This window comes from Aeromonas sp. 602658, from assembly GCF_049173005.1.
In the GTDB taxonomy this organism is placed as follows: Bacteria; Pseudomonadota; Gammaproteobacteria; order Enterobacterales; family Aeromonadaceae; genus Aeromonas; species Aeromonas veronii_A.
This window is the reverse complement of sequence record NZ_JAAKRF010000001.1, coordinates 1-16,958: the sequence shown is the minus strand read 5'-3', so window position 1 is coordinate 16,958 and position 16,958 is coordinate 1. Positions and strand designations below refer to the sequence as shown.

The 16,958-nt window shown below is 54.7% G+C and carries 16 protein-coding genes; 8 read left to right on the top strand and 8 right to left on the bottom strand.

Features of this window, described 5'->3' with window-relative positions; all coding sequences use genetic code 11:
* Window positions 1–14: 14 nt before the first annotated feature.
* The 3 genes from cdd to G5253_RS00070 all read right to left on the bottom strand — a co-directional run bounded on the left by cdd (window position 15) and on the right by G5253_RS00070 (window position 2,136).
* Window positions 15–899: a cytidine deaminase gene (gene cdd, locus G5253_RS00080; RefSeq protein WP_266133981.1), complete on the bottom strand. Its 885-nt coding sequence runs from the start codon at window positions 897–899 to the stop codon at window positions 15–17.
* A 197-nt stretch (window positions 900–1,096) separates the two neighbouring features.
* Complete coding sequence (locus G5253_RS00075) at window positions 1,097–1,783, bottom strand: LrgB family protein (RefSeq protein WP_266133982.1); 687 nt, start codon at window positions 1,781–1,783, stop codon at window positions 1,097–1,099.
* Window positions 1,780–2,136, bottom strand: coding sequence for a CidA/LrgA family protein (locus G5253_RS00070; protein ID WP_005333279.1), 357 nt, complete (start codon window positions 2,134–2,136; stop codon window positions 1,780–1,782). Before G5253_RS00070 ends, G5253_RS00075 begins: the two co-directional genes overlap by 4 nt.
* Before the next feature lie 165 nt (window positions 2,137–2,301).
* On the opposite strand from G5253_RS00070, the gene G5253_RS00065 reads away from it, so the two are divergent.
* Window positions 2,302–4,011, top strand: coding sequence for a glycoside hydrolase family 36 protein (locus tag G5253_RS00065; RefSeq protein WP_421202607.1), 1,710 nt, complete (start codon window positions 2,302–2,304; stop codon window positions 4,009–4,011).
* Window positions 4,012–4,089: 78 nt separating this feature from the next.
* Here the strand turns inward: G5253_RS00065 and G5253_RS00060 are convergent, their stop codons facing one another.
* Together G5253_RS00060 and sbcB are read right to left on the bottom strand one after the other, a co-directional pair.
* Entirely contained in the window at window positions 4,090–4,590 is a 501-nt protein-coding gene (locus G5253_RS00060) for a hypothetical protein (RefSeq protein WP_266134005.1), read from the bottom strand.
* A 155-nt stretch (window positions 4,591–4,745) separates the two neighbouring features.
* On the bottom strand, window positions 4,746–6,173 hold the full coding sequence (gene sbcB, locus G5253_RS00055) for an exodeoxyribonuclease I (protein ID WP_266133984.1): 1,428 nt from the start codon (window positions 6,171–6,173) through the stop codon (window positions 4,746–4,748).
* Between the two features lie 324 nt (window positions 6,174–6,497).
* Here sbcB and G5253_RS00050 point away from each other — a divergent pair, with 324 nt between their 5' ends.
* From G5253_RS00050 to G5253_RS00030, 5 genes are read left to right on the top strand one after another with little or no spacing between them, the layout of a single operon-like run.
* Complete coding sequence (locus tag G5253_RS00050; RefSeq protein WP_266133985.1) at window positions 6,498–8,168, top strand: dynamin family protein; 1,671 nt, start codon at window positions 6,498–6,500, stop codon at window positions 8,166–8,168.
* On the top strand, window positions 8,161–9,684 hold the full coding sequence (locus G5253_RS00045) for a dynamin family protein (RefSeq protein ID WP_266133986.1): 1,524 nt from the start codon (window positions 8,161–8,163) through the stop codon (window positions 9,682–9,684). The genes G5253_RS00050 and G5253_RS00045 overlap by 8 nt, the downstream gene beginning before the upstream one ends.
* Before the next feature lie 34 nt (window positions 9,685–9,718).
* Window positions 9,719–10,507 (top strand): hypothetical protein, encoded by a 789-nt coding sequence (locus G5253_RS00040; RefSeq protein ID WP_266133987.1) that lies wholly within the window; start codon window positions 9,719–9,721, stop codon window positions 10,505–10,507.
* 2 nt (window positions 10,508–10,509) lie between these two features.
* Entirely contained in the window at window positions 10,510–11,526 is a 1,017-nt protein-coding gene (locus G5253_RS00035; RefSeq protein WP_266133988.1) for a hypothetical protein, read from the top strand.
* Window positions 11,527–11,533: 7 nt separating this feature from the next.
* Window positions 11,534–13,630 carry a dynamin family protein gene (locus tag G5253_RS00030; RefSeq protein WP_266133989.1) on the top strand — a complete coding sequence of 699 codons (2,097 nt, stop codon included), beginning with the start codon at window positions 11,534–11,536 and terminating at the stop codon, window positions 13,628–13,630.
* 105 nt (window positions 13,631–13,735) lie between these two features.
* Here G5253_RS00030 and G5253_RS00025 read toward each other — a convergent pair whose 3' ends face one another.
* Entirely contained in the window at window positions 13,736–14,659 is a 924-nt protein-coding gene (locus G5253_RS00025) for a WYL domain-containing protein (protein ID WP_266133990.1), read from the bottom strand.
* A 100-nt stretch (window positions 14,660–14,759) separates the two neighbouring features.
* On the opposite strand from G5253_RS00025, the gene G5253_RS00020 reads away from it, so the two are divergent.
* Together G5253_RS00020 and G5253_RS00015 are read left to right on the top strand one after the other, a co-directional pair.
* On the top strand, window positions 14,760–15,050 hold the full coding sequence (locus G5253_RS00020; RefSeq protein ID WP_266133991.1) for a DUF4258 domain-containing protein: 291 nt from the start codon (window positions 14,760–14,762) through the stop codon (window positions 15,048–15,050).
* A 6-nt stretch (window positions 15,051–15,056) separates the two neighbouring features.
* A complete protein-coding gene (locus G5253_RS00015) occupies window positions 15,057–15,695 on the top strand; it encodes an ADP-ribosylglycohydrolase (protein ID WP_266133992.1) in 639 nt (212 codons plus the stop codon).
* Between the two features lie 38 nt (window positions 15,696–15,733).
* Here the strand turns inward: G5253_RS00015 and G5253_RS00010 are convergent, their stop codons facing one another.
* Window positions 15,734–16,390 (bottom strand): HEPN domain-containing protein, encoded by a 657-nt coding sequence (locus G5253_RS00010; protein WP_266133993.1) that lies wholly within the window; start codon window positions 16,388–16,390, stop codon window positions 15,734–15,736.
* A 120-nt stretch (window positions 16,391–16,510) separates the two neighbouring features.
* On the bottom strand, window positions 16,511–16,633 hold the full coding sequence (locus G5253_RS00005; protein ID WP_266133994.1) for a hypothetical protein: 123 nt from the start codon (window positions 16,631–16,633) through the stop codon (window positions 16,511–16,513).
* Window positions 16,634–16,958: the final 325 nt, after the last annotated feature.

Sequence of the window (16,958 nt, the reverse complement as noted above, 5' to 3'; positions counted from 1 at the left end):
AGCGAAGCGGGGGGTCAGACCGCCTGATACTCCAGCTCGACGGAGCCCAGCGCCTTGAGGGTGGACTGGGCGGAGTCACGCTGGCTGATCTGGCCGTTCTTGTTCTCCAGCAGCACGGCGCGGCGGATGGTGGCGAGATCTTCGCCGTTAAGCACCGCATGGGCGCAGGCCATCTGCATCGGTGGCAGGCTGGGGTTGAAGGCGGCGTTCTCGGCGTAGCGACCAGAGAAGATGCGGCCATCGGCAAACTGCAGCGCCACCGCGGCATAGCCCTGACTATAGGGGGCGTAGCTTTGACGGGCGGCGGCCAGTGCGGCTTGCCACAGCGGGTCTTCGCTTTGAAGCTCAAGCTCTGCGTGATCCTGCGGGCTCATCAGCGCATCCGTGATGTCGAGATCTGCCGGCCCAAACGAGTGGGGCAGGAAGGATTGCAGGGCGCTCAGGTCATCGGGCAGAGAGACTTTCAGGATCTTGGCGGTGCTCAGCTCGTTCATAAACTGACGGCAGTGGCCACAGGGGGTGTAGTTGACGGTGATTTCAGAGATCCCGGTCTCGCCACCCAGCCAGGCGTTGGAGATGGCGGACTGCTCGGCGTGGACCGAGTGGAACAGACCTTGCCCCGCGAACTCCATGTTGGCGCCGAAGTACCAGCTGCCACTGAGGCCGCAGGCGATGGCACCGACATAAAACTTGGAGATGGGCGCCACCGAGCAGGCGGCTGCCAGCGGCAACAGGGCGAGGCGCAGGGCGCGATCATCGAGACCTGTGGCGGCTTTCAGGGTGGCGACTTGCTCCGGCGTGAAGCGGGCGTGGAAGTCGGCACTATCCAGCATAGGCTGCACGGCTGCTTTGAGCGGGGCAGAGAGGGTATCGAATGGCTTGGCAAAACGGGGATGCATAGTGTGTCCTCAAAGGCCAATTGGGCGGCCATTGTAGGGAGCAAGCTCGGGTAAATGTGTGAGCAGGCTCACGCCCTGACGGGCAAACGGAGGGGGATGGTAATGGAAACGTTTGTCTTGTGCAAATTGTGCGGCAGGTCGCACCCCGAGAGGCCAGCAGGCCCCTCGGAATGGTCAACAGGTGGTCAATGGGGTCATCAGAGCAGCCAGTGATAGATAGCAAACAGCAGCGGGGCGACGGCAGCGGTGAGGATCCCGCACACCACCATGGCGAGCGATGCAAAGGCCCCCTGGGTGATCCCCTTCTCGGCGGAGGTGGCGGTGCCGATGGCGTGGGCACAGGCCCCCATGGCGAGCCCTTGCGCTTCCGGATCGGTCACTTTGAGCAGTTTGAGCAGCGGGTAGCCGATCAGGGCACCGACAATCCCCACCACCACCACCACGGCGGCCGCGATGGCGGGAATGCCGCCGATGGACTGGCTGACGCTCATGGCGAGCGGGGTGGTGATGGATTTGGTGGCAAGGGAGGCGAGCAGCGCCGGATCTGTGCCCATAAAATGACCGATCAGCAGGGTTGTGCACACCGAGATCAAGACGGAGGCGAGGGTACAGATTAGGATGGGCTTGAGCTTGGCCTGGATCTGGCGCGCCTGTTGATAGAGCGGCAGCGCCAGCGCCACCACTGCGGGCTCCAGTAGCATTGTAATGGGGCTGCTGCCGCGCTCGTACTGCTCAAGGGGCAGATCGAGCCAGAGCAGCAGGCCAATGATCACCGCGGTCGGCACCAGCACCGGATTGATGATGGGCCAGGGCAGGCGTCGATAGAGGGCGCGGGTGGCGAAATAGAGCGCCAGGGTCAGGGGAATTGCGAGCCAGAAGATCATTTGTTCATCCTCTGGTAGAGCCGACCGACGGTGGCGAGGATCAGCACAATCCCGAGCACGATGCAGAGCATGATGACGCCGAAGGATTGGCGCAGGGGCTCAAGCCAGGCCACCAGTCCGACTGCAACCGGCACGAACAAAACGCCCATGTGGCGCAGCAGCAAACCTGCGCCCAGCTCGACCCAGTGCAGCTTGATCAGTTGCAGGGAGAGCAGGACGAACAGCAGCAGCATGCCGATGATGCTGCCGGGAAAGGCAAACGGCAGGATGGCTGCCACGGATTTGCCTGCCAGCAGGCAGGCGACAATGACCATAAAGTCACGAAAGTACAGCAAGGCGCGTTGCGCGATCACGTGAACCTCATCGACTGGGAAGAAAAATCGCAGTTTACCAGAGAGGCCGGGTCGCGGCATTAAAACAATAACAACTGAAATCAGTTCGTTTGAAGCTGATTTGTATGCAGATTATCTGTTGAACATCGTCTGATAGAACCCTTTTTCGAACTACAAGGAGTAGTGATGACATCCCTCTTGTCCCGAGTTCGCCAGCTGGCGAACGATAACGCGTTGCCACCCCATCTGCTGCAAACCCGTCAGTGGGAAGGGCCCCTGTGCCGGGTGCGACTCGACAACACCGGCGCTGATGCCACCCCGGTTGAGCGCTGGGTGCTGTTTGACGGCAAGCTTGGCCTGCCGGTAGAGAGCGCCATCTATGGCGAAGGATTCCAGATGCTGGCCCAGACCATGGGTAGCTGGCAATCACCGCAACATGTCGGCCGTTGCCCCGATGCCAGCGTTTATCGCATCACCGATGACAATGGCTATCACACCATTCACAACCTGTTGCTGGTAGAGCATGGCAAGGGGTGGCTGCTGCTCGCCTTTGCCAGCTGCCACCGTTTTGGCGGGGAGTTTCGCCTCTATCCCGATGGTCGCTTGCAGATCCTGATGAACTGCGAAGGGCGAAAACTTGCCGCCGGTGAGCACTGGCAGAGCGAGGCGCTGATCTGCCTCGAAGGGGCGGAGCGCGAGGATCTGCTGGCCGAGCTGGCACGGCTGATCGAGGTCGAGCACGGCTCGCTGATCGGCAAGGTAAGTGAGCGCCCGAGCGGCTGGTGCTCCTGGTATCACTACTACGCCGAGGTGAGCGCTGCCGATATTCGCGAGAACCTGCAGGTGCGTGCCGAGCGTTTCCCGGCCCTGCGCTACGTGCAGATCGACGACGGCTATCAGGCTAAAATGGGCGACTGGCTCACTCCGTCGGCCAAGTTCGAGCAAGGTGTAGCCTCACTGGCTGCCGAGATCAAACAGGCTGGCTGCGAGCCCGCCCTCTGGGTCGCTCCCTTTATTGCCGAACCCGGTTCACAGGTGTTTCAGGAGCACCCCGACTGGTTTGTGAAGGGGGATGACGGCCTGCCGCTCCCCTCCGAGCGTGTCACCTATGGCGGTTGGCGCTGCACCCCCTGGTATGTGCTGGATGGTACCCACCCTGAGGTGCAGGCGCACCTTGAGCAGGTGTTCCGTACTTTGCGTGAGCAGTGGGGCATCCACTACTTCAAGCTGGATGCCAATTTCTGGGGCGCTATCCACGGTGGTCGTTTCCACGATCCGGCCGCCACCCGGGTTGAAGCCTATCGACGCGGTATGGCGGCCATTCTGCATGGTGCTGGTGAAGGCGCTTTCCTGCTCGGTTGCAACGCCCCCATCTGGCCGAGCCTTGGGCTGGTGCATGGCATGCGGGTGAGCGATGACGTGGAGCGCAATGGCCACCGCTATCGCCAGATCGCCCGCGAGGCCTTCTGCCGCGCCTGGCAGAACGACAAGCTCTGGGCCCTCGACCCCGACTGCATTTGCCTGCGGGATCTGCCAAGCCAGCAGGCAAGCAAGACGGATTACAGCTTCCATCTGGCAGCGCTGGTGGCAAGCGGTGGCATGATGCTAGCTGGTGATCGACTGCAAGATCTCGATGAGGAGCTGGCGGCGCAGCTCAACAAACTGCTCGCGCTCTGCGCGGTACGTGCGCCCTCTGCCCGTTTCGAGTCGATGGACTTTGCCTGGGGCGAAGTAAGCCTGCCCGAGGGCGGCACTCTGCTCTGCCTCTTCAATTGGGAGGGGCAACCACAGGAGTTTCTGCTGCCGGAAGGGGGAACCGATTTTTGGCAGGGGCAGGCAGTCGGCACAACCGTGACCCTGCAAGGGGGCGAGGGGCGGGTGATCCACTACACCTGATCACAGCGTCACCATAAACAATTCAGGCTCCATCACGGAGCCTGAATTGTTTCAATCAGCGGTTATCAGCGACGTTTTTCAGTAACGCCACTCAAAACCGACGGCGTATTTGGCGGAACCATAGCCCGGGATATCACTGCCGGAGGCGATCGCCTTGAGGGTCAGCAACGGGGTGATGGGCACCCCCAGACCAAAACCGATGGCCAGCTGATCATTGGGGTTCCCCATCAGATCGACCCGCATCACTCGATAAAGGGACATGTCCTCGCTCAGGTGCATATAGGCTTGCGAAGCGCGGTTATAGACCTGACCAAACACCTCCAGCTGGAAACCTGACTGGGCGCTGATGGCCAGCGGTACCCCGACAAACTTGTAGAGTTGGGAGCCGTTGAAGTAGCTGTTGGTGATCAGGGGTGTGAAATCAGTCTGCTGATAAAGGGTGTTGAAGTTCTGTTCTACGATGCGATAGGTCTGCTCGGGCAGGCGAGCAAGATAGTCCGGCACATCGAACCGGTATGCGGCGTTGGCTGCCAGCGGCAGCAGGGCCAGTAATCCGAGCAGTGCGTGGTGACGAGGCATCAGCAAATGGCTTCCGTTCGGCCAAAGAGATCTCTTGCTTGGGAGACATCCGCTCAGAATGTCGCAAGATATTGGTTTTTGGGGAAATCCCCTTCGTCATTATGACCTGAAGAAGGGGACGAGCGGGAAGGATTTATTGTGAAACTACTCACAACTCATAAATCTTCCAGATAGTGGTAGAGACTCTTTAGAATCGCAAAGTTCCGTTCGTTACTCTGGTTCTGCTCTGCCAGCGCCTCGAGTCGGGGCACGTAGTCCGGCAGACGACGGCTGAAGTAGTCGCTGCAGTGCAGGCGCCAGCGTTTCTGCTCTGCTTCGCTCAAGGTGTGTGGCCAGTTGCGGGCGCGGTAGCGGAACAGCATCTCCGGCAGCCGGGCGTCGGTAAAGGCGAACTCCCGCTCACCCAGCAGATCCGCGGGGGTGGCACGCACCAGATCCATGGTGGACTTGTCGCCATGGCCAAAGAATCCGGCGTAGAGCTGGGTATCGGGGTCGCTCTCATTGCTACCGGCAAACTCCTGATGGAACACCTCCACCAGTTTTTCCCGCACCTCGGGGTGGGCGCGCAGCAGATCCAGGCTCTTGCGGCACTGCTCCCGATCGATGCCCAGCTCGTCGGCGCGCTCCGCGGTCAGGGTGGCGGCCGGCGCCAGTACCGGGCACTTGTTGATGTGCACCAGTTTGACCGGAATGCCCGCCAGATCCCCCAGCTCCTCTTTTTTGGTGTAGAGGCGCTCGCGGATCTCCTCGCTCGTGAGCTCGATAAGCGGGGTGGGATCACGGGTCAGGTCGACCATGATCACCGCGTTCTGGTTGGTGGGGTGCCAGGCGAGTGGCGAGACCCAGCTTGCGCATCCCTGCCACGGGGAGAACATGCCGGAGACGTGTACCAGTGGCTTCATGGTCACCACGTCGATCAGTGCCTTCACCTTGTTCTTGTTGCGAAGATCAAACAGGTACCCGAACAGCTTGGGCTGGGCCTTTTTCACCAGCTTGGCCATCTCGGTGGTGGCCAGCACGTCTGAGAGTGCATCGTGTGCATTGGCATGAGCGACGCCGTTGGCGACCGTCAGCTTCTCCAGCCGAAAACTCGGTTTGCCCTCATCGTCAAAGGCCCACTCGATCCCCTCTGGTCGCAGGGCATAGCAGGCCCGCAGCATATCGAGAATGTCCCAGCGGGAGTTGCCGTTTTGCCACGCGTAGCCATAGGGGTCATAGAAGTTGCGATAGAGGGTGTAGCGGGTCACTTCATCATCGAAGCGGATGCTGTTATAGCCCAGCACGCAAGTATTCGGCGTGGCGAACTGCTCGTGGATCTGGCGAATGAAATCTGCCTCGCACAGCCCGTCCTTCATCGCCTTCTGTGGCGTGATACCGGTAATGAGGCACGCCTCCGGATCTGGAAGATAATCAGCCGGCGGCTTGCAATAAATGACCAGCGGCTCGCCAATGAGATTGAAATCCGCATCGGTACGAATACCGGCAAACTGCGACGGCCTGTCCTTGGCGGGGCTGATGCCGAAGGTTTCGTAATCGTGAAAGTAGAATGTGGGCTCGTTGCCGGCGTGTGCTGTTTTGCTCATGTTGCTTGGGATGGGATCCGATGACGGCGGCGGCTAGCGCCAGGGTGGGCGGTGCCATGCACCACAATTGCCTGCATGGTAAACCATAGCGCAGGCAGAACGAAGGGCGAGCCGCACAGGTGGTGGTTTATTGGGCGGAAAATACGGCGTGATGGTGGGTGACGGTCTGGTTTGCGCAGACTTCTGCCTGAAAATGTGACATGTGAATTTATACACCCTTAAAAGGGGCGGATATCCTCTGTATGATGGTTCCACTAGGCGCTTATTGTTGTTTCTTCAATAAGTAAGCGTGAAAAGTAGCTATCTGTAGAATATGAGGATTCTATGCTCCACGAACAGGTATTTCTCAAGGAAAGTTTTCCCCGTATCGAGGTCATCTGGGCTGCACACAAGTTTCCTCTTGATGAGTTGGCCGTATTAAGCGCGGAGCTAAACCAGTTTTCGGTTCGGCTGCCCCTTATCGGCTCATTCAGTGCAGGCAAGTCGTCACTGATCAACTTCTTGCTCGATGAGAGCCTCCTCTCCGTTGCAGTCAACCCCGAAACCTGTCTGCCAACCGAGCTCCGCTTTGCTGATGATGAATTTCTTATTCTGCATCATCCCACCAAGGAAGCGGTGCCGCTGGACCGTGCTGCACTGAAGGCTCAGGATTTTGGCAATGTTGAAAGTGACAGTTGGGTTGAGGTCGCAACACCATCTCCGGCACTCGCTCGGCTGGACGGCATGACACTGGTCGACATGCCGGGTTGGGAGTCTGGCATCGAGCAACACTCGGAGGCCATTGATAATTATCTGGAACGTAGTTCTGCATACTGCATCGTTGTGAGTGTCGATGAAGGAGGGCTCAAGGATAGTCTGAAAAAGATTATTGAAGAGTTGGCCATTAACAAGAAGCCGATGATGCTGGTGCTCACCAAATGTGACAAAAAAACGCCAGAGGATGTAGCGAGTGTGCTGACTCAGGTGAAGGATGAAATTGAAGTCATCAGTGGGACACCGTTGCTCTCCGTCAGTGCGGTAAGCCGTAAAACCAAATCGAGTGGTGATACAACGGAAGGATGGGCGCGCGCATTGCAGCAATTGTTGCCGCTAAACGAAGTGTTCTTTCATCAACGTGTCGGTATGCGTGCAGCGCGGCTGATCGATACCTTGGTTCGTCATCTACAGCAATTGCTCAATAGCGAGAACCTCACGATTGAAGAACTCAAAAGCAAGCAGGCGCTGTTACGCCAGCAGCAGGATCAGCTACTTCAGGATCTGCAACGAACTGAACAGCAGTTACAGGAACAGGTAACGCCCATTGCCACCTTTATCGGTGAGCAGTTTTCAAGTCGACTGAAAGCACAACTCGAAAGCCTTGCCAGTAGCCTGCTCCATCAGAGTGATATCAATGGCATCGTTGGGGCTTCGCTGCGTATGGCGTATGCGACGGGTATGGAAGAACGACTCAAACCATTGATTAGCAGCAAGTTAAGCCAGCTTGATCGCCTTGCAGAAGTCTCTTTCAACGAGCTTAATTTTTCACATGATTTTCAGTTAGGAGGTAAGGGGAGTGGCATGTTCCAGGATGTGCTGAGTGGCCTATTGCCCCTTGCGCTGGCAGCACTGACACGCATACCCGCTTTGATGATATTTGCCCCGATACTCAAGTCCATTCTCGGCTCGTTGTTTGACAATGCCGCCGAAGAGATGGCTAAGCGCGAGCAAAGGGAAGAGGCGCGTCAATACGTGCTGGCGACCTTGATCCCCGATTGCCTTGCTCAGGTGCAGGCGCCAATTACTGCAGCTCTGAGTACGAGCATTGAGCAGGTGATGGCGCAGGTTAAGACCGAAGCAGATCGCAACATCAGTCATCTACAACTGTCGCTGCAGCAATTGGCTGAGCAGCTTTCAGCCGAGCAAGAAACTGACGCCAAAAATAAAGTTCGTTACCAAGGCGAACAGGCCGAACTAGTCGCGTTACAGACCAAATTGAAGGAGTTTGCCCGTGGCTGATCACCTGTGTACCCAATTGAGTGAGCAAACGGTGCGTGAGCGCTATGCGCTGCTTAGTCAGGCTTGTGAATCTACTGTTGCCGGTGAGGGTAATCAGCAGCTTGAGCAGCAGTTACAAGCCCTTGAGCAGATCATTGAGCAGGAGTTGCCAGCGCTGGCCCGCAAGGGGAGCCCGGATAACATTACCGATCTGTTGCAGGCTCTGCGGCTGGAGATGGCCCGTTTTCGCGAGTTCTGCGAATACCCGGCCTTGCCAAGCAAGGTGGTAGTGGGGCTGGGGGGAAGTTTTAGTGCAGGTAAATCATCGCTTATCAATGCACTAATCGGTGATCGTCAATGCCTGGTCACTGAGGTGGATCCGACCACGTCACTGCCCACTTATTTGGTGCAGGGGAAAGGTGAGCAGACCGAGGTGCATGCCATCAACCTGTTCAATCGGGTAGTTTCTTTAAGCCATGAGCAGTTTCGTACCCTGACCCATGATGAGAAATCCCGCTATGGTAGCCAGATCAGCAGCCTGCTCACATCGGTCGTGGTGGCTCATCCGGCGCTGCCTTGGGACAATCTGGCTCTGCTTGATACTCCGGGTTATAGCAAGGCGGATCAGGTAGGTAGTGAGCGCACCGATGCCAATCTGGCACGGACCCAGCTTAATAGTGCCCAGTTTATCGTCTGGCTGGTACCGGCGGATAAGGGCACCATCACCGAAGAGGATATTGCCTTCCTTGGCACACTGGATCGCGCCATTCCGAAGCTGGTGGTGATCAGCCGTGCTGACAAACATCCGGCCGAGGAGATCGAGAAAATTGTGGCACTGGTGCGTGACACTCTGGCCAAACGTGGTGTGGCTGTGCTCGATGTGATCCCCTTCTCGACCCGTCCCCGTTCCGGCTTCAATGCGGAGCCACTGATGGACTATTTTGCCCAATGGAATGAGGCTCGCCGGGAGCTGGGTTTTGCTAAGCAGTTCAAGCGTCAGTTTATGGCCTACCAGCGCTTTATCGATGAGGAGCGTCAGGAGGCTCAGCGTCAGCTCAGCAAGTTCAACCGCATTCTTGCTTTAAGCGACGATAGCGACGTGCAGGATGATATCAATAACCTGCAACGCAAGATCAAGAACGAGCTGGAGCAATGGGAACAGGTAGCCAAGACGTTGGCTGATGTGCAGATGCGCTTTTTTACTCAACTCAAGCAAATCGGGGATTGGGTCGGTATCCCACTACCGGAGCCGGATGACTTGAGTCTGCTGGATCTTAGCGCTATTCAGCTCTCGAATATGCTCGGGCAATTGGCTGAGGAGTGGTGCGTATCTGCAACAGAGTGTGATCCCGCGATCTGGCTGCCGCTGACTCGTGATCTTCCACTGACCAACTTACCGAAGTTATTGCGTCGGGATAACTCCTCTTATCCCGCGATCTGGCTGCCGCTGACTCATGATCTTCCACTGACCAACTTACCGAAGTTATTGCGTCGGGATAACCCCTCTTATCCTGTCTTGCAGACGCTGTTGGCGTGATTGGCATCAGTAAAATAAGTAAGGAATACCATCCATGAGCAAATCATCATTACTCGATATGCTAGATCAGATTCGTCCTGAATTAGAACCGATTGACCCGCACTATATGTCGCAACAGGCAGAGTTGGAGCAGAATCGCTATCTCACACTCCTCGTCACAAATCTGCTCGAAGAGGGGGCTATAAGCGAAGTCCAGAGCCGCTTGCTTGATATGTTGCTCACATCAATGGCAGTCAAAAATCCTGTTGATTTTTACCTGAAACAGGCTGCTGCCCTGAATCGTGATGAGCTTAAAGAAACTATCATTTTTTTGAAAAAAGATGAGCAAGCTAGTAATTCTTATTTGTTCGATCTAATGATATTGCTGCGTGTTAATGGTGCTTTGACTACTCAACGATTTGATGTATTGTTAAAGCAGTTTATTATCCTTGGGATCTCTGACATACGCTCTCAGAGGCTCATGTATTGGTTTGAATATCTTATGATGGGGTTGGATGATTTAAAAATAGATGATATGGCCGAAGATTTCATTGTAATGGATAAAATTGTAGACGAAATTTTTGGTGCATTTTATTTTAGAGAACAGACTTCATTTAAAGTGGGGGATTTAACTAGAAATTATATCTGTATCAGATATTCATCCACTCACTACGGATCGAGGACTAGAGAGGTTGAGGTTCCTGCAGGCCGAGTAACGCAAATATGCTCAAGCACAGTACAAAGAAGCGAGGGGGGAATACCTGCTATTCGTATAATCCCATTTCCCACTGGATTAAATGCCTGGTGGTCCATGATTGGCCAAGTTAATAACAATGGGGAATAGCCATGAATGTGATAACAGCACTGCACCAACTCGATAAATTAAGAATATTGGAGCAGCCCTATAAGGACCACTATGCAGTCGATAAGGATGAGGTGACTCGCAGCCACTATGTCGCCTTGTTGCTGATGGTCTTGCTGTGTGAGGGGGCCATCAGCGAGCAACAGCAACGACTACTGGATCTCTGGTTGCCTGCCATAGGATTGGCTGGTCAACAGACTCGTTTGTGCGAACTGGCTGAGCGTTTGGCTAAGGATAAACTGGGCGATGCGCTCGGGTTAATTAAACAAGACCCGTTACTTATCCGGGGGGTGCTGCTTGATATCATGATCTTTGCGCGGATAAATAAGCCACTGGATAAGCAAGTCACTTCTCTACTTGAGATGTTGGTCAGTTATTTAGGTCTTACGGATGACGAGCTTGGTGACATTGTTTATCTTGCAGTATTTATCCTTGGGTTATCTGTCGACTCGCTCAGTGAACCCTCCTGTGATATGGATCTCGCACCATATCAAGTGTGGTCTGAGTTTCTATATCATTATCGCCCAAATGCAGCAAAACGTTTGTTTGCATGGGCTGACGAGAATGGTATCCCATCAAGTAATTTGCCTCGAAGCTTGAATGCACTGAGTCGCGTCAAGAAATTAAGTAATCTCGACTATAAGAGGGAGGATAGTATCGTTCGTTGGTCATCGATACCCGAAGAGATCTATCTTTTGGAAAATATTGAGTTGTTAACCATAGACTCTCACCGACTGACGGATATGCCTCCTGGCATTGGCAAGCTCAAAAATCTTAAATATCTGACGCTCCTGTCCCTCAATGTTACTTCATTACCAAAAGAGTTAACCGAGTTGAGGTCACTCCAGAGGATCAAAATTGAAGTTTTTAGCCCTACTTTTTACTATTTAATGGGGCCAGTTAATAAGCTGACATTTGTACCTAGAGAGCTAGTTCAATTTATAAAGACAAACGGAATTGAGTTGGATGTATCTCCATCAATAGAGTTGCTATTTAAGTGAGCTGATTATGTTTGTAAATAAAATTGAAGATTTTTTGATTGCGCTGGATGAACATAAGTTCCCTGATGATTACGCGGACTTAAAATCAATCGCGTCTGACTTTTCAACCAAGCTACAACGTTGGCAAAAACAGGAGCAGACCCTCAATATCGGTATTATGGGGCAGGTCAAAGCGGGGAAGAGTACCTTCCTTAATGCGCTGCTGTTTGATGGTCGCCCGATCCTGCCAGAGGCGGCCACGCCCAAGACGGCCAACCTGACCAAGGTGGTATATGGTGATCGCTATAGCTTGCACGTTGAGTATTACAACCAGAATGAGTGGCGCGAGATCACCGACTTGGCCGAACGGCAAGGGGATAGCGATGAGATCAAGGTTGCCCGTGAGCTGGTAACCATGGCCAGCACCTCTGGGCTGGATCTGGCTGAGCACTGGCAACGTTTTTCAGATAACGAGGCGACCGAGATCCTGTTTGCCGAGGATGTCGCGGGTCTGCAGGGGTTGCTCAATCAATACGCCGGCAATGATGGCCGCTATACTGCCCTGGTTAAATCGACCGTTCTAACCCTGCCGAGTGAAGAACTTAAGGGTTTTGAGGTGGTGGATACCCCGGGCATGAATGATCCGGTGCAGAGCCGCTCTCAAAAAACTCGCGACTATATGGCTAACTGTGATGTGGTCTTCTTCCTTTCCCGCTGCAGCCAGTTCCTAGATGAGTCAGATGTGAGCTTGCTTAGCGAGCAGTTGCCAAACAAGGGGGTGAAACGGCTGGTGCTGGTGGCGGGGCAATTTGATTCCGCCATTCTGGACGATGGTTATGATCGCAGCTCTCTGGCCGAGACCGAAAACAATATTCGCCGCCGTCTGCTGCGAGGAGCCAGCGAGAAGGTCGCAGAACTGGTGAAGTTGCGCCGCGAGCGGGGCCAAACCCGCTTGGCTGAGGTGCTGGCACAACTGGCTGACCCGGTTTTTTCCAGTACCTTTGCTTACGGCTTTGCTCACTGGCCAGAGACGAATTGGGGGCGCAGCATGCACCACACCTATAGCCAGTTGCAAGATATGGCGGAAGAGTGCTGGGGCGAGCCGATTAACCAGCCACAGTGGCAGCAGATTGCCAACTTTGCTGCGTTAACGGGGGCTTACCAACAGGCCCGTCAGGATCGTCTGCCGCTTCTGGAGCAGCAGCGCGCTGGATTTGAGCAAGAAACCGCGGAGCGCCTCAGCCAGTGGTGCGATGGTTTGGCCGAGCGGGTGCAGCAGCGCATCACGCTGCTGAAAACTCAGGATCTGCAATCCTTGACCAAGCAGCAACAGGGCTGTGATATACGATTGTCGGCAATTGCCAATGAGCTACGAACTCTGATTGAGGGAGTGAAAACCAAAGCGCAGCAAGATAGCCGTGCCATGTTGAGGCAGCTGGATGCGGACCGTGGACGTTTCAGCCGCCTGCAAACTCGTACCGCTACCCATGAGGAGGAGCGCTACCGAACGGTCAGTGACTCCACATGGTATAAGCCTTGGACATGGGGCGATACCAGAAGGGAGTATTACACTCGCACCGTCAGTTATGACTATCTCAGTGCATCTGATGCTATTGAGCAGGTTCGTGACTATGGCCACCAGTGCGCCGAACAGATGCGTAACCATATAAACCGACTTATCTCTCCGTTGGAGTTGAAAAACAGTTTGCGCAAGGCACTGATAAAGCATCTGGATACGGGCAATGATCATTTCAACCCAGCTCTGTTCAAGGGGACGTTGGAGGGAGCGATCAATAGGTTGGCTATGCCCACCCTTGAGTTATCACTGGGAGATGCGACAGCCATTATTCCCTTCAGTGGTGAGTTAAAAGATCAGAGTGAGATGAACAGATTACGCAGCTATCTGGATCAGGCACTTGCCAATGTATTTGCACAGTTGGAATCGCGATTGAAGAAAGGGGTGACCGATGTGATCGCTCAGCTGGATTGTTTGCAAGGAAGTATCCAGAGTGAGCTGACTAAAGATATTCAAAATGAACTGGAGCAGGTTCGTCAGGGTTTGCTGCATAAAGAGCAGGATTTAGCTGATTATGATCAATTGCTGACGCGTCTTGGCACGATTTAATTTAAATTCTCTGATTGGGAAAGGCTCCCGTCATGCCGGGAGCCTTTTTTATTTCTATCTCTCTTTGCCGGATGTGCGGAGAAGCCGGACATTATGGCGCCAGGATTAACCTGGTCGCATTTGTAGATCTGCACTCTTGAGCTTGAAGGTACAGCCTTGCTTGATCAGCTCGTCCCGGTTGGCAAGCACCAGCGGGTAGAGCAGGGGATGTTGGTGGTGTTCGCCGTTATAGCTCACCTGCATCCGTTCTAATGCGTAATGCACCAAGGGGATCCGTTGGCTGATCAACAGCTGGTTCCCTGTCATGGCATAGTCTCTGGCAATGATGGCCTGTTGTCCTTCACTGAGCCCGGGATTGGGAACGACTACCGCAGTCACCTGGGTGTTCCACTCCAGATCCTGCTCCCGGCCGTGAGGAGAGGCATCCAGCAGATCCGGTTCGCCCCGAAAACGACTCATCACAAAATCCAGATATTCCCCTTTCTTCTCGCAGTAGGCCCGCACATGCCAGCGGATCCCGTCATAGACCAGGGTATGGGGCACGATATTGCGGCCACTCTGCTCCTCTGAACTGAGGGATACGTAATCGACATCGACCCGCAGCTGGCCACGGGCCGCCTGCACCAAACCGCGTACAATCCTGGGGTCGATATGGCGGTTTGGCACATCCAGGATTTCGATATGGCCGTAGCGCAGATCCATCAGCGGCAGTGTCAACAGGCCCGCTTCATGTTGTCGCTGGTGCTGCTTTTCACGGTGCAGCAACATCAGGTACTCATCTACTTTTCCCTCACTAAAGCGCGGGACAAAGTGCTCTGTGGGTTTGTATCCCTTCAGGCTTCTGTCATAGACCAGCCCCTCCGGTGAGTAGTGTGTCAGGTAGTGGTTGATATCTCGTGACGCCTGTTGGCGACCGATATTGAAGGCGGTCATCAAATGATTGGTGGTCAGCCGTCCCTCCCACTGCAATACGATCTCCAACAGACGAAAGCGCAGGGTTTGATCCCAGGTGAGCTCTTTGGGTGCCATACGTGCTCCAAAATGCGACATGTTTATGTAACCAGTATCGGCATGAGTATACAGGCTACATATAATGAGTCCATCGAAATGAGCGCCAAAGGGGAATGCCATGAACGGGAAGCTGGATCGTGCATACAGCCATCACGCCGCGTGCCGGATGCAGCAGCGCGGTATTGCTCCCGAGCTGGTAGAGCTGCTGCTGAGCATCGGACGTTCTTCTTATCACCAAGGGCGCGAACTGGTTTATCTCGATCGCAAAGGCGTGACGATGCTGCAAGCCGAGTACGGAGTGCCAGCGGAATGCTGCCAGCGGCTGCGCGTTCACTATCTGGTACTGCAAGGCGGTGAGATTGTCACCGTCGGTCATAAAACCACCCACTTCAAACGCGATCGTCACTGAGGCGCTATGAACTCAAGACTGTTATCGGATCAGGCGGCCATGCCACTGATCAGGGGGATCTATTGCCTACTACCAGCCGAGCGAGCTAGGGCTCTGACCGTTCTGCTTGCCAAAGGCGCGTATCACCAAGAGGGTGAGACTTCACCGCTGACGGTGGTGACGGCACTGGCTATCCATGTCGAGCAACATCGGCTGGATCGCACTTCACAGCCAATCTACCAAGGGCGTGAGCAACTGATGACCGGTGCAGCCGATTTGCTGGGGGAGGATGCCAGCTTTGAAGATCAGGACGCGTTTCGTCTGTTGGCGCTGCTACTCGACAAATTGCTGCGAGGAGGGCGTGGCAGCCGTCAGGCCAAGCTGGATGGACTCACGCCAAGTGTGATGGAGCAGCGGGCGCTGGCGACTATATCCCCGAATAGCGGTGCTGCGGTGCGCGGCAGCTGGCGGCGCAAGTCACGCAATCAGCTGGGCCATGTCAGCTGGCTGGATGTAGTGGAGGCAGCCCTCTGGTGCTTCTGGCATGGTGACGATTTGGCAAGCGGCGAAGTACTACTCGGTGTGCTGTTGGGCTGGGATGAGCGGGTGCGGTTGGTCTATGGTTTGTTAGCCGGGGCTTTCTATCTGTCAGATCGGACGGATTGAAGCCGCGGGGCCATCTCAGCCCGCCATCTTGCGACTGATTAACCTGCCAGCTCAACCACCGGATAACAGGCATCTCCCCACAGGGTATCGGGATGGGTCATCATCAACTCGATGATCACCGGCACCAGTTTGCCGAGCAGGTTGGCACAATCCTTCAGTTGTTTGCGATTGACCGAGCTGTTCCAGGTCGCACCGCCATGAATTAACTGGTTGCGCAAGGTATAGAGGCGGTTAAACACCACGCCCAGCAACTGTGGGGTGTTGCTGCTGGCGAGGGCCTGGTTTGCCATCTTCTTGCCTTGTGCCAGCCGCTCCTTCCACTGGGCTTCGCTTATTTTGCCGCTGTGATAATCCCAGAAGCCTTGCAGTACAAACGGGGTATCCAGCAGTATGCGGATACTGCCAGAGAACTCCTGCCAAACCAGATGCTCGATCTTTTTGTGCTCATCCAGGTCGCACAGTTTCTCCAGAAAGCCTTTGAAGGTCTCCTGTTCAGAGAGGCGACGATCGTCATCGATTTCAGTGGCATAAGCCGCATTGAACGCAATCCAGAGAAAGATAAAGCGGCCATCTTCATCCTCGGCCATTTCGGCGCGTTTCAGCCAGCTTAATGCACGATGAACTCGCAGGTTGAGGTTGCTGGGAGAGTGTTCACGCAGCTTCCGGTGACGGTTTTTCAACTGTTCAAAATTCAACGACGCTCTCCTTCTCAATCAGATGAATAGCCAGTTTTGCCAAACATACTCTCTGTCCTGCTGCTTGATCATCAGGTTGATGAAGAACAGGCTGGAATAGCAATGTGGTTATAGCAGCGGCTACTTGCGGATGACACCCTTCAGCGTTGCAATGGTCAGCTCCACCATGGTGGCCGACGATTGTTCCAGTGGGGCATGGTGGCACTCGGGACAGGCCTCAAACCAGGTATGGCCACGTACCATAACATCGCTCTTGGGAACAACCGTCTTGTGCCAGCCACATGTTGGGCAGCGATAAGTCGAAGGGGGTGGTTGTATCGGCATGATATCCCTCTGGCAAGTTCCATTTGGCCTAGAGTAACACGGCTCAAATTATTGCAGTGAGCTCCTTGTTCACACTATTTAGAGTCAAAGTTGTATCCGCCTGAAAACACGACATGTGCAAAACCCAAGTATCGAAGTGTAGTGGTCTAATCATCCCGGACACCATCTTAGGTGGTACAGTCGCCACCATGACCTGAGGTGTTCAATGACAAGATTACGTCGCTCATTTACTGCCGAATTCAAA

Excerpts from the sequence above, each read along its gene's own strand:
- cdd (WP_266133981.1), bottom strand. The coding sequence starts at position 899 with ATGCATCCCCGTTTTGCCAAGCCATTCGATACCCTCTCTGCCCCGCTC.
- G5253_RS00075 (WP_266133982.1), bottom strand. The coding sequence starts at position 1,783 with ATGATCTTCTGGCTCGCAATTCCCCTGACCCTGGCGCTCTATTTCGCC.
- G5253_RS00065 (WP_421202607.1), top strand. The coding sequence starts at position 2,302 with ATGACATCCCTCTTGTCCCGAGTTCGCCAGCTGGCGAACGATAACGCG.
- G5253_RS00060 (WP_266134005.1), bottom strand. The coding sequence starts at position 4,590 with ATGCCTCGTCACCACGCACTGCTCGGATTACTGGCCCTGCTGCCGCTG.
- sbcB (WP_266133984.1), bottom strand. The coding sequence starts at position 6,173 with ATGAGCAAAACAGCACACGCCGGCAACGAGCCCACATTCTACTTTCAC.
- G5253_RS00050 (WP_266133985.1), top strand. The coding sequence starts at position 6,498 with ATGCTCCACGAACAGGTATTTCTCAAGGAAAGTTTTCCCCGTATCGAG.
- G5253_RS00040 (WP_266133987.1), top strand. The coding sequence starts at position 9,719 with ATGAGCAAATCATCATTACTCGATATGCTAGATCAGATTCGTCCTGAA.
- G5253_RS00035 (WP_266133988.1), top strand. The coding sequence starts at position 10,510 with ATGAATGTGATAACAGCACTGCACCAACTCGATAAATTAAGAATATTG.
- G5253_RS00030 (WP_266133989.1), top strand. The coding sequence starts at position 11,534 with ATGTTTGTAAATAAAATTGAAGATTTTTTGATTGCGCTGGATGAACAT.
- G5253_RS00025 (WP_266133990.1), bottom strand. The coding sequence starts at position 14,659 with ATGGCACCCAAAGAGCTCACCTGGGATCAAACCCTGCGCTTTCGTCTG.
- G5253_RS00020 (WP_266133991.1), top strand. The coding sequence starts at position 14,760 with ATGAACGGGAAGCTGGATCGTGCATACAGCCATCACGCCGCGTGCCGG.
- G5253_RS00015 (WP_266133992.1), top strand. The coding sequence starts at position 15,057 with ATGAACTCAAGACTGTTATCGGATCAGGCGGCCATGCCACTGATCAGG.
- G5253_RS00005 (WP_266133994.1), bottom strand. The coding sequence starts at position 16,633 with ATGGTACGTGGCCATACCTGGTTTGAGGCCTGTCCCGAGTGCCACCAT.